The sequence below is a fragment of the Dyadobacter psychrotolerans genome (assembly GCF_004349265.1).
In the GTDB taxonomy this organism is placed as follows: domain Bacteria; phylum Bacteroidota; class Bacteroidia; order Cytophagales; family Spirosomataceae; genus Dyadobacter; species Dyadobacter psychrotolerans.
In genome coordinates this window covers 87,635-101,979 of the sequence record NZ_SMFL01000006.1, presented here as the reverse complement: position 1 = coordinate 101,979, position 14,345 = coordinate 87,635, and the positions used below count along the sequence as shown (strand labels likewise).

The 14,345-nt window shown below is 42.1% G+C and carries 11 protein-coding genes and 1 riboswitch; of the genes, 5 read left to right on the top strand and 6 right to left on the bottom strand.

All coding sequences use genetic code 11. The annotated features are described in order from the left end of the window. Nucleotides 1-29 precede the first annotated feature (29 nt). On the bottom strand, nt 30-572 hold the full coding sequence (locus E0F88_RS17425) for a thioredoxin family protein (RefSeq protein WP_131959558.1): 543 nt from the start codon (nt 570-572) through the stop codon (nt 30-32). Nucleotides 573-631: 59 nt separating this feature from the next. Between E0F88_RS17425 and E0F88_RS17420 the strand changes: the two genes are divergently transcribed. Further along, entirely contained in the window at nt 632-1,009 is a 378-nt protein-coding gene (locus E0F88_RS17420; RefSeq protein ID WP_131959557.1) for a glyoxalase superfamily protein, read from the top strand. On the opposite strand, the gene E0F88_RS17415 is transcribed toward E0F88_RS17420, so the two are convergent. Then, complete coding sequence (locus E0F88_RS17415) at nt 1,006-1,956, bottom strand: DMT family transporter (protein WP_229213807.1); 951 nt, start codon at nt 1,954-1,956, stop codon at nt 1,006-1,008. The two genes, E0F88_RS17420 and E0F88_RS17415, sit on opposite strands and share 4 nt — an antisense overlap. 86 nt (nt 1,957-2,042) lie before the next feature. Continuing rightward, nucleotides 2,043-2,315, top strand: a riboswitch (cobalamin riboswitch). A 117-nt stretch (nt 2,316-2,432) separates the two neighbouring features. On the opposite strand from E0F88_RS17415, the gene E0F88_RS17410 reads away from it, so the two are divergent. The 3 genes from E0F88_RS17410 to E0F88_RS17400 all read left to right on the top strand — a co-directional run bounded on the left by E0F88_RS17410 (nt 2,433) and on the right by E0F88_RS17400 (nt 6,913). After that, nucleotides 2,433-4,295, top strand: coding sequence for a TonB-dependent receptor plug domain-containing protein (locus E0F88_RS17410; RefSeq protein ID WP_131959556.1), 1,863 nt, complete (start codon nt 2,433-2,435; stop codon nt 4,293-4,295). Between the two features lie 69 nt (nt 4,296-4,364). Continuing rightward, a complete protein-coding gene (locus tag E0F88_RS17405; RefSeq protein ID WP_229213806.1) occupies nt 4,365-5,438 on the top strand; it encodes a YncE family protein in 1,074 nt (357 codons plus the stop codon). Between the two features lie 134 nt (nt 5,439-5,572). Then, nucleotides 5,573-6,913, top strand: a complete 1,341-nt coding sequence (locus E0F88_RS17400; RefSeq protein ID WP_229213805.1) for a WG repeat-containing protein — start codon at nt 5,573-5,575, stop codon at nt 6,911-6,913. Between the two features lie 67 nt (nt 6,914-6,980). Here the strand turns inward: E0F88_RS17400 and E0F88_RS17395 are convergent, their stop codons facing one another. The 3 genes from E0F88_RS17395 to fbp form a co-directional block, all read right to left on the bottom strand. Next, nucleotides 6,981-7,721 carry a tetratricopeptide repeat protein gene (locus E0F88_RS17395; RefSeq protein WP_131959554.1) on the bottom strand — a complete coding sequence of 247 codons (741 nt, stop codon included), beginning with the start codon at nt 7,719-7,721 and terminating at the stop codon, nt 6,981-6,983. A 66-nt stretch (nt 7,722-7,787) separates the two neighbouring features. Further along, on the bottom strand, nt 7,788-9,125 hold the full coding sequence (locus E0F88_RS17390) for a DEAD/DEAH box helicase (protein ID WP_131959553.1): 1,338 nt from the start codon (nt 9,123-9,125) through the stop codon (nt 7,788-7,790). Between the two features lie 37 nt (nt 9,126-9,162). Further along, on the bottom strand, nt 9,163-10,158 hold the full coding sequence (fbp, locus tag E0F88_RS17385) for a class 1 fructose-bisphosphatase (RefSeq protein ID WP_131959552.1): 996 nt from the start codon (nt 10,156-10,158) through the stop codon (nt 9,163-9,165). 301 nt (nt 10,159-10,459) lie between these two features. Here fbp and E0F88_RS17380 point away from each other — a divergent pair, with 301 nt between their 5' ends. Next, entirely contained in the window at nt 10,460-11,761 is a 1,302-nt protein-coding gene (locus E0F88_RS17380; RefSeq protein WP_131959551.1) for a DUF3472 domain-containing protein, read from the top strand. Here E0F88_RS17380 and E0F88_RS34540 read toward each other — a convergent pair. Then, nucleotides 11,721-14,252 carry a helix-turn-helix domain-containing protein gene (locus E0F88_RS34540; protein ID WP_310589726.1) on the bottom strand — a complete coding sequence of 844 codons (2,532 nt, stop codon included), beginning with the start codon at nt 14,250-14,252 and terminating at the stop codon, nt 11,721-11,723. The genes E0F88_RS17380 and E0F88_RS34540 overlap by 41 nt on opposite strands. Between the last annotated feature and the right edge of the window lie 93 nt (nt 14,253-14,345).

Below are 14,345 nucleotides of genomic sequence, written 5' to 3'. Positions count from 1 at the left end.
TGTTTGTGTGCGTAAATTGATCTGATTATCTATTTAACCGAATACAACCCCGGATACGTCTTCACCTTATAAGTTTCAAAAGCCTCCTTTTTGTGATAATTATCGCCAATAAAGGTAATTACTTCATGAAATTCCTTTGCCTTCATATAACCCGGTAAAGGCTGGATCATCTGGAACTGGTCGTCCAAAAAAACAGTAGTCGGATAACTCGGTTGATTATTGGTCAGGGCAAGGGCAAGCTGGTGGGTACGGCCTTGTGATATGAATTTTTTATCTCCCAAAGTGATTTCTTCCTTTTGTTCAGCGTCCAGTTTTACAGCGTAAAATTTTTTGTTGATGTACTCAATCACCGCCTTATTTTTAAACGTTTCCTTATCCATTACTTTGCACCAGCCACACCAGTCAGTATACACATCAATCAATATTTTTCTGGGTTCATTCTGAATTTTGGCATAAGCCTGTTCTATCGTCATCCACTGAATTCCCTCAACCGGTTTCACTCCGGAATCGGATTTAAAACCAGTTAATGCCGTTAGAGTGAAAATAAAAAATATGGAAATATACTTTTTCATGTTGTTTTCTTTTATTTGCCAAACAAAGATGAGAAGATAATTTTTTAAATTCCAAATCCATGAAAGCCAGCCAGGTAATTCCGATTTTAAGAATTTTTGATGAAACAAAAGCACTCGAATTTTATGTAGACTGGCTTGGTTTTACGGTAGACTGGACGCACCGTTTTGATGATAACGCACCATTGTACATGCAGGTTTCCAACAACGGTATTGTTTTACATCTGTCAGAACATCATGGGGACTGCACGCCGGGCGGAAAGGTTTTTATCGAATGTGAAGGCGTAAGGGAATTGCATCAGGAGCTCAATGGGAAAAAATACAAATACAATCGCCCGGGACTTGAACACGAGCCATGGGAATCTATTTCGGTTACGGTAGTAGATCCTTTTATGAACAGGCTGGTGTTTAATGAAAGGCTGAATACGGCTAAGGCTTAATCATTCGTAGTTGAGGCGGCTGGTGATTGTTTGGTTTTAGAAATCGAAACCAGTACACCGCCGGCAACAATAAGTACCATGCCGGCAATCATTGAGACCGATGGAATCGCTTCGCCCATTATAAACCCAAGAATACTCGAAAACAGGATATTGGAATAACCAACGGTAGCAACACGTCCGGCCTTATCGTAGGTAAAAGATTGCGTCAGCATTTTTTGTCCTGCAAGCGCAGTCAGTCCGATGGCCAAAAACCCAAGCCACTGCCAGGTTGTATAGGGCCATTTGAATGTCCCGATCAGAAAATCAAGTCCTTCCTGCGGATAATAGGTACCAATCAGCATCGAAAATATCGGCAGTACAATTCCGCTTAGCATAAAAGAAAGAATGATCGCGCGGGAATCATAAACCCAGCCCAATTGCCGGATCGACAAATAAGAAACCGCCGTCAGAAGCGCGCTGCCAAGTCCCAGCACATTGTCTCTCCATAACAGCGAAAGATCTGGCCGGAAAACGAGGAGAATTCCTGCAAAGCCCATAAAAATGGCTGCCCATTCTTTGCCATTAAGCGTTTCGCCAATCAGCAGCCAGGAAAACAGCGCAAGAAAAATAGGATAGGTATATTGATAAGTCGATGCACGGCCAAGCCCAAGTGTTTGGATAGCATAAAAAAGCAGATAAAGCGACAGCGTTCCAACGACACCACGGAATATCAGCAGGCCAAGCTTTCCACCTCCTTTTTGTTCGAAAGGCCTCTTCCGGATGCTCGACCAGATAAAAACCACACCAACAATGTTTCTGAAAAATACCAGCTGTACAATATGAAATTCTTTTCCAAGCCATTTTGAAAGAGCCGAAGTGAGGGCAAAGAAAAAAGCGGCACCGAGCATCAGAAGAATGCCTTTATGTGATGCAGGTGAAAAATTTGGGTTGGAAATAACGGTTGCCAAAGAGGACTTTTTTTACACAAAGATAACAGATTTGTAAACCTGAACAGCGGTTGACTCAGGAAGGGATTTAAATCGATTCAATTTATTACCTTTGCAGCGTTTTGGCGCCGTGCCGGTTCTGTACCGGAAACAGGCTTAATAGGGAATCCCGTTAAACCCGGGAGCTGTCCCCGCAACTGTAAGTCCGTAATTGTTGATTCATTACTTCATTTGCCACTGGAATAATGAGTGAGTGACCGAATTAAAGAATGATGCAATAATCCGTCATTCCAACATTAATTCATTCTCTCACTGAGAGTCCGGGAAGGCGTAGTTTCAACAGGACAAGCCAGGAGACCTGCCAGATAAGATACATGATTTCGGTTTTCGGAGGAAAGACCGTCTGACAATTACGATTTTTTCTTATTGTGTTTAAATACAACCGTGTCCGTCTGTTATTTTTTACAGTGATCTGGTTTTCCGTAGCCGGTAATCTGATGGCACAGAAGGATACTATTCTTCTGGCACCTGTAACTGTAACCGCTGTTTCTCCCGAGCGTTTCATGAGCGGGTTAAAATTGCAAAAGGTCGATTCAGCAACATTAAGCAATTTCCGGTTTCAAAACCTGGGTGATTTGCTGATGTTTAATACACCAATTGCGATTAAAAATTACGGCCCCGGACAATTAAGTACGGCTTCTTTCCGCGGAACATCGGCAAATCATACGGCTGTTTTATGGAATGGACTGAACATCAATTCAGCATCACTGGGTCAAACAGATTTCTCTACAATTCCGGTCATTGGTTTTGATCAGCTTGCTGTTCAGTATGGTTCGGCGGCAAGTATTGTCGGGTCGGATGCGGTAGGAGGAAGTATATTACTGAACAGCATCGCGCAGCCGGCGGGATTCAATTCGCATGTTAGTCAGCGCTATGGCAGTTTCAGAAACTATCAGCTGCAAACCGGTGCCAAATATGGTTTTCGGCTGAATGATAACTGGAATTTTTCAGGAAAAACTGCTTTGAATTACAACCGGATGATTAATCATTTTTCTTCCACGGAAAGGCGGCGATATGCTTTGCTTTCGTCACAAACCATTCAGCAGGGGTTGGTTCAGGATTTTTTTTTCAGGTCAAAAAATCAACAGGAATTTTCAGTCCATATCTGGCTGACTAAAAATAAACTTACTCTTTCCCCCAAAGAAATAGCAGGAAGAGAGCTTACACTGACTGAGGCATATCGGACAATGATCCGGTACCAGTTTAAAGGCTGGTCGGTGCGTTCTTCCTGGGTACGTGATGTGATTGATTTTGCCACCGGAAATTATTCCAATTTGGATCACGCCGTTACGGATCGGTTTTCAGGTCGTGTTGAAAAAGATCTTTTTTGGAAAATGAATTCCTTTGGTAATATTCAAATAAAAACCGGAGCTGAATGGGCAAATTACCGGGCACAGCTCACAGGTTATGAAAAGCCACTGGTCACCGAAAACAGGGCTGATCTGTTTGCACTTACACGCTGGCAGGTTACACCAGCTCTTATTATGTCTGTAAATCTCAGACAGGCTTTTATTACAAAATACAGCCCTCCAATCACTCCATCTGTCGGGGCAGAATATTGCCTGATTAAAAATGAAGGTTATGACCTCAAAATAAAAGGTTCGTATGCAAGAAGTTATCGCGTGCCGACTTTAAACGAGCGTTACTGGAAGACCCTGGGTAATCCTGACATCCGGCCTGAAAATGGCTGGAATAAGGAAGTTGGCGCAGAGCAGAAGTTTGTCCTGAATGAAAATTTCTTTACTGCGGGTGTTACCGCCTATCGCAACCGCATCAAAAACTGGACTTACTGGAATCCTTCGAAAAATTACCATGTTGAAAATTTGCAGGAAGTGTTGACAAGAGGTGTAGAAATCCAGGCAGGATGGATGAGGAATTCTGGTATTTTGAAATCAGGAGCAAATCTGGGTTATACCTTAAACAGAAGCAGCCAGGAAAAAGCATATGACAATTATGCGGCTGAAATTGTTGGCAAACAGCTGGTATTTGTACCAAAACATTCAGGCAATTTAAATGCCTTTGTGCAGGTTGGAAATACAAGACTCACCAGCCAGATACAGGCGGTTGGAAAGCGATTTACTACCTTTGACAATTCGCAGTTTTTTAATGGTTACCTGCTGACAAATTTGCTGGCAGAAAATTCATGGAGCCTGGGAAAAATTCAGGTCAACATACAGGGTCAGATAAATAACATCACAAACGCCTTTTATCTCAATGTCAGGAATAATGCCATGCCTGGAAGAAGTTATGCTATAAATGTGACATTGAGCAGTGTAGATTTTAAAACTGACAAAAAATAAAGTATCATCCCCAAAACAAATAATAACCAGTCGGACCAAGCCGGCTATTACTTTTAAATTAAAATAAGAATGAAAAGAAAATTATCTCAGGCCATATTGGCCGTTTCGTTATCCGTTTTTGCCTGGTCTTGTAACCAAAAAGATCCTGATCCGAAGGGAAATTATATTCAGGGTGTTTTTGTAATGAATGAAGGAAACTTTCAGCAAAATAATGGCGGTGTTTCCTTTTTTAAACGTGAGGGAAACACGGCCGAAGTCGAAATTTTTTCTGCTGTAAATAATTCTTCGCTTGCCGGCGGGGTACAGGGATATGCTGTTACAGGAGATATTGGACTGATACTCGTTGATAACGATAAGCCCGGACTTGATAAAGTACAGATCGTGAACAGCAATACTTTCGAAACCATTGCTACAATCGGAACGCCGGACATTGAAAATCCCCGTGAAGTTGTGATCCTGAACAGTAACAAAGCCTACGTTTCGTGCTGGGGAGAAAACGGCAGCTACACTTATAAAAACGGTTACATGGCAGTAGTTGATTTAAAGACAAACAAGGTTACCAAAAAAATCAGTATAGGTAACGGACCGGATAATCTTGTATTAGGTAATGGAAAACTGTTTGTAGGAACTACGACTTTCACTACCGGAAAAGTGCTTACCGCCATTAATACAACTACGGACGAAATTGTGAAAACATGGACTTTTGCGGGAACGCCTGTGCCGTTTGGTATGGATGCCGATGGAAAGTTATGGGCTAAAAATGGCCTGGATGTGGTGAGAATTAATCCCGATTCGTATGCAATTGAAGCCACTTTGAAGATAGCTGCACCTGCTACCAAATCAGCGGATAACTTCGTTTTCAGTCTGGATCGCCGGGCAATACTCTTTGGACTTTCTTCAAACTATGGAGCAAGCGGGGAGACCTACAAATTTGCGATCACCGATACACAAATTAATATTGCTACACCGATTATTAAAAGAGTTTTTGGAGGAATGGCAGTTGACCCGCAGCAGGGGCTCATCTACGCGGCGGTGATCCCGTCCTATACGCAGTCGGGATACGCAGTTCGCTATCGCACGGACGGAAGCGTTATGGACTCCGTTAAAGTAGGCATACAACCAACCGGATTTTTCTTTAGATAAATTTTGGTTACGTCACAAAGGCAAACCTTTCGGGAAGATTATTCCGGCGGGTTTGTCTTTTTTTTGTGCTTTAAAAACGGATATTGGTATATTCGTTCCTGTCAAATGTATCCGGAAATGAACATAACCAAATAGTGAAACTACTTCAGCATGCAGGCCGGTGTTTAGTAATTGTTGTTATCGTTTTTCAGTTACAAGCTTTACTGGCCTTTAAATCTTCCGCTCAAAATCCATCCTGGTTAAATCAGTATTCAGAACATCAGCTGTACGGGAATGTTTATGTTGTCAAGAAAATAGATATTCCCTGCCGCACGTACAGCAGTTTTATTTTGGATAAAAATGGAAATAAACTCACGCCGGCTTACAAAGATATTGGTGACTTTTCTGACGGGCTGGCCGAATTTGTACCATTCGAAACCGATTCGCAGGGGCAGGGACTGCATGGGTTTATCAATAAAAAAGGAAAAGTGATCGTCGAACCGGTTTATCTTGGAACCGATAAATTTTATAAGGGCAAAACCTGGGTTATTTATCCCGCAGGCAAACAGTACGGACTTTCCTATATCGATACGACAGGGAAAACACTTTACCGGATTCCGATTGAGTATTTCAAAAATGACTTTCTGATTGCCAAAGCTAAGATAGCTTTCCTCTGTAACCGGGATGCGAAGGAAGATATTATCTGGTGGAAAAAGGATGAGCTTTATCTTTTAAACTGGAATTTCAGTCCTTTTATCGAGAAGGAAATAAAGGAATCAAGCGGGATTTATCATTTTCTATACAAAGGTAAATATGGTATTGTTGACAAAAATCTGGTACTGAAAATTCCTGTTGCTCTGGATGATATTGACCCTGAATACAAGTTTTCGGGGCAGGGAATGGAACGGGTGAAATATGGTGGTAAATATGGTTATATTAATGTGTTCACCGGAGAGATGGTTACGCCTTTCGAGTTTACCAAAACTCGGAAACCTACAAATGGATTATTCTGGGTTCAGAAAAATAAGAAGTGGGGATGTATAGATAAGACCGGCAAAGTAAGGATTCCGTTTTTGTATGATGAAGCCAATGGTTTTACAGCGGAAAACCGGTCAGCAGTTTCCATTAATGGTAAATTTGGTCATATCGATAAATCCGGAAAGATCAGGACACCTTTGAAATATGACTTTGCATCCTACTTTCACAACGGTCGTTCGCTGGTCAGGATTAAGGATAAATATGGTTATATCGATGTGAACGACAAACTTGTAACGCCAATCCATTACGACTATGCGCTGCCTTTTGATGACATCACAACAACAGCCAATCGCCATGGACTGCGCTATGAATTGACGCTGGACGGTAAGGAAAGGTTTGTGGGATTTTCCGCAGGCTGGAACGGACTGTTTATTCTTATTGGTGTAGTTCTTATCGTTTATATCAACAGCTATTTTTTCAAAAGATCCCAGAAAAGGAAAATCACGAAATTGAAATAGGTGCAAAAAAGAAGTCAAACCGTTCCGGGTCTGACTTCTTCGTTTATAATATTTTAATCAGCTCTATTTACTTGAAGAAACCAATCGGATCCGGCTTTTTCGCTTTCAATAATTCTATAAATTCAAAATTGATTTGAGCAAAATCAAGCTTACGGCCTTTATGCAGCGCTTCCCAGGCAAGATCGGCTTCATCTTTGTTGTAATGTAGCAATGCAAGGTTGTACTGCCCCAAAGCATAGGTAGAGTCCAGAGCTGTTGCATGTTTAAGAAGCGCATCAGCTTCGTCGAGTTCTTCTTTCCGATTTGTCAACGCATACAATTTCAGGTCTACGGTTGACAGATCTACAAGCAAGGGAACATTGTCTGCCTGAAGTTCGATACCGCGGCCGAGCATTCGTTTGGCATCTGCCCAGTTCTGTTTCTGGTAAGATACAACGCCAAGTCCCCAGTATGTTTCTACGTTTTTATCGTTCAGCAAATTGGCCAGGTTAAAGCGGTAACATGCTGTGTCCAAAGAGCCTTCCTGCAGATATTCCCAGGCGCGGGCAGTAAAAAAGCTGCTTGCTTCTGCACGGCTTGAAAACGACTTGTCGCATTCACTTAAAAATTTGATTTCTTCGTCAATCTGTACGGAGGTTTTGCTGAGCTCTCCAAACAGCGGTAAAATGCGTCTTTCCTTTAATTCTAAAGGCCTTTTTGAGGCAACATTGGTGTCTGAACCAGGACTTGCGCTCGCAAGGTGAGTTCCCTGGGCGAAACCGGCAGCAGGGATTAAAAGAGCAAGCCAAATAACAAAATAATCTTTCATAAAGCTTAAATAGAGAACAGGTTTTCTATTGTCCAAGATAAACGGAAATATCCGAAATCTATTGCATTATCTTCTTTTAGTTCGCGCAGCACCGCGTTTTCCGCCTTTTTGATTTTTACCCGGAGCCTTCATTGCCGGACGGAAAGTTCTTTTTTTCTCATGAAATGCACCCAAAAAAGTAGGATCTTCTTTCCTCTTCTGATTATCAATTTCGCGAAGCATATCCTGGCGTTCGTCAACCGGCGTAGCAGCGATTTCGAGATCTTCCGGCAAATATTCACGGGGAATTTCCATCCGGATCATTTTTTCAATCTTATGAATGTGATACTCATCGGCCTGCGTAGCAAACGTAATGGCCTGTCCAATGTGGTTTGCCCGTCCCGTTCTTCCGATCCTGTGAACATAGTCTTCATAGATCAGCGGAACATCGAAATTGATCACGTGGCTTACTTCCGTGATATCAATCCCTCTGGCCACTACGTCCGTAGCAACCATTACCCGGATCGAACCTTCGCGAAAGGCTTCCATCGCGTTGATACGGGTATTTTGTCCTTTATTGGCATGAATTACGCGTAACTCATTTTCAGCAACAACCCGTCCAAGTAAATTTTGATGAACCAGACTGGCAACTTCCCGGCTTCGTGTAAAAATCAAAACCCGGTTAAAAGTTTCACTGTCTTCCAGCAAATAAGAAAGCAAGTTGATCTTGGTTCGGAAGTTCGGAAGTTCATATAATTTTTGTGTCACCATTTCCGCCGTTGTCGACTGCGGGGTTACTTCAATCCTGGTAGGAAATTCAAGGAACTCGTAGGATAAATTTTCAACTTTATCGGAGAACGTTGCCGAGAAAAGCATGTTCTGTCTTTTTCTTGGGATAATTTCTAAAACCCGGCGGATCTGCGGCATAAAACCCATGTCCATCATTTTATCCGCTTCATCCAAAATCATCACATTCAGATGTTTTACGATGATCTCTTCTTTCAGATAAAGATCCATGAACCTGCCCGGGGTAGCGACAATAATGTCAACACCTTTCCGGATGGCTTCGATCTGGGATTTTGGTCCGAGTCCGCCGTAAAGTACCACGGTACGGATGTCGGTATATTTACCAAGCTGCATGATTGCTTCTGAAATCTGCATGGCCAGTTCCCTGGTCGGGGCCAGAATCAACGCACGCGGATGCTCTCCCTGCGCATATTTAATCCGCATCAGAAGCGGTAATGCGTAAGCTGCTGTTTTGCCTGTCCCTGTCTGGGCTATTCCTAAAATGTCCTGGCCTGAGAGCGCGAGTGGTATGGCTTGTTCCTGAATCGGGGTTGGCTCAGTATATCCCGCTTCTTCAATAGCATTGAGTAATTGACGGTTAAGTTTAAACTGCTCAAATTTGTTTTCCGTAGTCTGCATGGTGCAAAGGTACAAAAACTATATCAGCTGTAACGGATTATGGCTTCAAGACCTCGTCAACCATCGTTTCTGAACCAACATAAATTGGAGAACGCTGGTGAAAAGAAGTCGGCACAATGTCGAGGATCGGACCAAAACCATCACTTGCTTTTCCTCCCGACTTCTCAGCGAGAAATGCCAGCGGATAACATTCATACAAAAGACGCAGTTTTCCCTTTGGATCTTTTTTGGTGGACGGATACAGATAAATACCTCCTTTTAAAAGGTTTCTGTGGAAGTCACCTACCAGCGAGCCGATGTACCGCGCACTGAATCCTTTGCGCTTACAATCATCCAGATATTTCTGTACGGCAGGCAGATAGCTGTAATAATTTCCTTCGTTTACAGAGAAAATTGTCCCGTTTTTGGGAGAATAAATACTTTTATGTGACAGGATAAATTCACCAAGCGACTGATCCAGCGTAAATCCATTTACGTCGTCACCGGTTGAAAATACGAGCATTGTAGAGGAGCCATATAGAATGTAACCTGCTGCAATCTGCTTGCGCCCACCCTGAAGGAAATCCTCCATCGTTGCTGCTGAACCAATTGGCGTAACCCTGCGGTAAATGGAAAATATGGTTCCGATCGATACGTTTACGTCGATATTAGAAGAGCCGTCCAGCGGATCCATGGCTACTATATATTTCCCGTGATCATTACCGGTATGTATGATGTCTTCGTCTTCTTCTGAAAGGATGGCACAAACCTCACCGCCATTTTTTAAAGCCCTGATAAACCTGATGTTCGCAACGATATCCAGTTTTTGCTGGTTTTCGCCCTGAACATTTTCGGTGCCGTTTCCGCCGGCGATATCCACAAGTCCGGCCCGGTTTATCTCCCGGTTGATAATCTTGCCAGCTAAGCCAATGTCACGTAGCAGTTGGGAGAGTTCCCCTGTTGCGTAAGGGAAAGCACTTTGGCTTAACATGATAAAACGGTCCAGCGTGACGCCCACGGGCAACGCAAGTTCTTGGGCGGTTTTTGAGCTCATAAGTCAGAATGTACAGTGGATGGTTGAATAGTTATGAAATTTACGTCCTCGCAGGTCACATTTCAAAGTCTTGTTAACTAATAAAATTTTTTAATAAATAATGTTATTTTACCACAACGAAATATTTATATAATCCTAAGGGATAAGTAGTTGAATTATCGTCGGTTTGTACTTTTTTCATTTTAGTAACTGTCCCTTCTACATTTATTAAACTTTGAAAAAATACAACAGAGACTCACATACCTACCCCCTCGTGCATTATATTTGCTGAACCTGATTGCCACTATTTTCTACTCCTAAAATGTCACGTTTTTTTAGTTTTATATTTTCCGGATTATTTTTCACTGCTGCAAACTTGTTTGCACAGAATAGTATTCACTTGCCGCTTGGTGGAAATGCATGGATACACGGTGGGAAGACGGCGAGGATTACTGAAAAAGGAATCACAAACTGGGCTGATCCCGCTGAAGTTGTTGATGTTTATGTACGTTTTGCAAAAGCCGGAAAGGTGAAAATCTTTCTGAAAGCCAGTGTCGACGGGAAAAGCAAATTGAGTGTAACCATCTCCGGTAAATCCAAGACTATATCATTGGCAGGTACGTCCGATCAATTCGATACAGGGGAGTGGGATGTTGCCGGTGCGGGTTATGTTAAAATCTCTTTAAAAGGTATTTCTAAAACGGCGGCTACTTTTGCAGCTTTGAGCGAGTTAATCTTCGAAGGGAGTGCGGTTGACGAGCAAACGTTTTTTGTAAAAGACAGCAAAGACAATTATTTCTATTGGGGAAGGCGCGGGCCGTCGGTTCATTTAAATTATACCTTGCCGGCCAACGAGGATATTGAATGGTTTTACAACGAGGTAACCGTACCGGAGAAGCAGGACGTTATCGGCTCATATTTTATGGCTGATGGTTTCGGTGAAGGTTATTTTGGAATGCAGGTAAATTCTGAAACAGAACGTAGAATCTTGTTTTCGGTGTGGAGCCCGTTCAAAACCGATGACCCCAAATCAATTCCGCTGGATAAGCAGATTGTGATGCTTAGAAAGGGAGCGGACGTGCATACGGGCGAATTTGGTAACGAAGGTTCGGGGGGGCAGAGTTATTTAAAATACAACTGGAAGGCGGGGAATACCTATCGGTTTTTGTTAAATGGAAAACCTGCCGGCGACAGCACAACGACTTACACCGCTTACTTTTTTGCTCCGGAAGAAAACCAGTGGCGTATTATTGCCAGTTTCAAACGCCCTAAAACACATACTTATCTAAAACGTTTTCACTCTTTTCTAGAAAACTTTATCCCTCAAATGGGCGACCTGGAAAGGAAAGTCAATTTTGGAAATCAATGGGTGAGAAGCTCTTCCGGTAAATGGACGGAACTAACCCAGGCAAAATTTACAGCAGATGCAACGGCACGCAAAGGTTATCGGATGGACTATGCAGGAGGAAAAGACAAAGACCTTTTCTTTCTACAAAACTGCGGTTTTTTTAAGGATTATACCGAAATCAATACTATGTTTGAAAGACAGTCGTCCGGAAAAGAGCCGGTTATCGATTTTAAACTTATAGATCAGCTGCCCGCAGGTACTTCAAAACAGCCCTGATTTCCGGATAAGAAAAATCTTCTCCCAAAGCTGTTTTTGCTTCGCCAAGGGAAGCCTGCCTGTTTTCGGTGATATAATCAACGATAGCGTTTATCTTTTCCTTTTCATAAAGAGTATAAATATCAAGTTCACCTGTTTCAATAAAATGGATCAGATGAACTTCGATGGTTCCGGCCGTAAATCCTCTTTCTGCTGCGACTTCCTCAATGTTTTTTCCGGAAAGAAATAATTCCAGACTGGCCCTTTTGGTGTCCTGTTTTTCCTTTTTTATTTTAACAAAAGCCTCCGGTTTTTCGGAATCGCCGATTTGTGATACATCAACATTATTCTCTTTACAATAGTCAGAGATCATTTCAATAAGAACGGCTCCGTATTGTTTTACTTTGGCTTTGCCAATTCCTCTGATCTTCGCCAACTGCTCCATTGATTTAGGCAAAACTTCGGCCAGTTCCAACAAGGTTTTCATGGGTAAAACCAGATAATCCAGTACGTCGTGCTCTGCTGCAACTTCTTTTCTCCATGTTTTTAATGCTGCATATAATTTGCCGTGTTCCATATTTTTCGGAACAGTAACATTTTTGGCAGCAGGGCCGGCATCCTTTTGTGCTTTAAAGTCGATGTCTGCATTTGCTTTGGCACGCAGATAGGCATTTGTAGTAAATCCATTTAATGAAGCCTTTACACACGCACTTTTGACCGAAACCGATTTTTGCAGGTTTTCCAAAGCCTGTAAAGCCGTCTTTTTTATCGCCGTGTTATCCGTTTCTATTTCAAGACCTTTGACCTCAGGATACAGCACATTTTCAATTTTATCTGAAAAATAACCGATAGCCTTGGTTACTCTTTCCTTTAAAGTTTCATTGTTTTCCGGCAGTGTAGCGTCAGTCATGAGCTGGTTAAGCTGGTTTCTGAATTTTTCAGCTACATTAAAAACCTCTTTTTCAAACGAATCCTTTGTCTGTCTGGCGGTATCCAAAATGGCAGGATTCAGGATACTTGCATTTTCTTCCAGGATTCGGTTAAGATTAAAAAATGCTCTCCTGATTTCAGTAAAATCAAATAATTCAAAAAGCAACGACCTTTGAAATGAAAACTTTGCGTCAAGAAGCTGTCTGCTATCCGGCGGATTGTTGCTGGCATCTCTGGAATAAGCTGCAACTGTTCCGTCTGTTTTCACGCTGGTCGAGCCAATTTTTGTGCTTAACACCATGCCTTCAAAACTTTTACAACGGCTAAGCGCCACATACACCTGGCCGTGTGCAAAGGAAGCATTGGCGTCAATGATTGCTTTTTCAAAAGTCAATCCCTGACTTTTATGAATGGTGATTGCCCAGGCTAGTTTAAGCGGATATTGAATAAAACTGCCGATAATCTGCTCTTCGATTTCCTTGGTTTGAGCGTTTAATGCATATTTAACGTTTCGCCATTCCGCCTTTTCGACTTCGATCTCACCATATTCACCTTTACATTTTACATAAATCGCATCAGGGCTTATCCTTGTAACCTGGCCGATTTTGCCATTGTAAAAAAGCTTTTCTCTGGAAACATCATTTTTTACAAACATCACCTGTGCCCCGATTTTAAGTGCAAGACTTTGTTCTGTCGGATAAGAAACAGCAGGAAAGTCGCCGCTTACCTCGGCTTCGAAGGTTTTTAGTTTTCCCTCAATTTCTTTCAGTTTTACTGAATTGATATTTTGGGCACTGGCATTGTGAGTAGTTAGTGTTATATAACCTTCATCGTCAGCGGGTTTGAAGTCGGGGATATAGCGTTGGTTAAGTGTCGCAAGCGTTTCCTTATCCAGTTTATTTTCTCTGATCCGGTTCAGCAGGTCAATAAACGTGGTATCCGACTGGCGGTAAATATGCGTCAGTTCAATACGAACCGGGTTTGTTTTTTTGAGTGCATGGCTGCTGAAAAAGAAAATGGTATCGTAATAGCTTTTTAGCATATTCCATTCTTCGTCTTTGATAACCGGTGAAAGCTGGTGCAAATCACCGATCATCAGCAGCTGTATTCCTCCGAAAGGCTGATTGGGATCTTTGTGTTTTCTCAAAACTTCGTCAATTCCATCCAGCATATCGGCACGCACCATACTGATTTCATCGATTACCAGCAAATCCAGGCTTTTGATGAGATTGATTCTTTCCTTACTGAACTTGTGAACACTCTGGGTTTTAAGAAAACTGTCCGGGATATGCGGGCCAAAAGGCAGCTGGAAAAATGAATGAATGGTTACGCCTCCCGCATTAATAGCTGCCACACCGGTTGGTGCAACAATGGCCATTCTTTTATGAAGCGTTTTTTTAAGGTTGTGTAAAAAAGTCGTTTTGCCCGTTCCGGCTTTTCCGGTCAGGAAAATATTTTTATTGGTATGGTGCATGAATTCAGCAGCAAGCTGAAGTTGTGTGTTTTCTTCCATCGTGGGGCAAATCGTCTTTATACAAAAGTAAGGTTTATTAGAAAGAAGCGTGTACTGTATTTGTTCCAAATGTTAAGCCTTTTGGGAATATCAATATTTATTAAGGTAGGTTGAAATCAAATATTATTTAATGTATTTTGAATAAAAATAAATATTGTTAAC

Excerpts from the sequence above, each read along its gene's own strand:
- E0F88_RS17425 (WP_131959558.1), bottom strand. The coding sequence starts at position 572 with ATGAAAAAGTATATTTCCATATTTTTTATTTTCACTCTAACGGCATTA.
- E0F88_RS17420 (WP_131959557.1), top strand. The coding sequence starts at position 632 with ATGAAAGCCAGCCAGGTAATTCCGATTTTAAGAATTTTTGATGAAACA.
- E0F88_RS17410 (WP_131959556.1), top strand. The coding sequence starts at position 2,433 with ATGGCACAGAAGGATACTATTCTTCTGGCACCTGTAACTGTAACCGCT.
- E0F88_RS17405 (WP_229213806.1), top strand. The coding sequence starts at position 4,365 with ATGAAAAGAAAATTATCTCAGGCCATATTGGCCGTTTCGTTATCCGTT.
- E0F88_RS17395 (WP_131959554.1), bottom strand. The coding sequence starts at position 7,721 with ATGAAAGATTATTTTGTTATTTGGCTTGCTCTTTTAATCCCTGCTGCC.
- E0F88_RS17390 (WP_131959553.1), bottom strand. The coding sequence starts at position 9,125 with ATGCAGACTACGGAAAACAAATTTGAGCAGTTTAAACTTAACCGTCAA.
- fbp (WP_131959552.1), bottom strand. The coding sequence starts at position 10,158 with ATGAGCTCAAAAACCGCCCAAGAACTTGCGTTGCCCGTGGGCGTCACG.
- E0F88_RS17380 (WP_131959551.1), top strand. The coding sequence starts at position 10,460 with ATGTCACGTTTTTTTAGTTTTATATTTTCCGGATTATTTTTCACTGCT.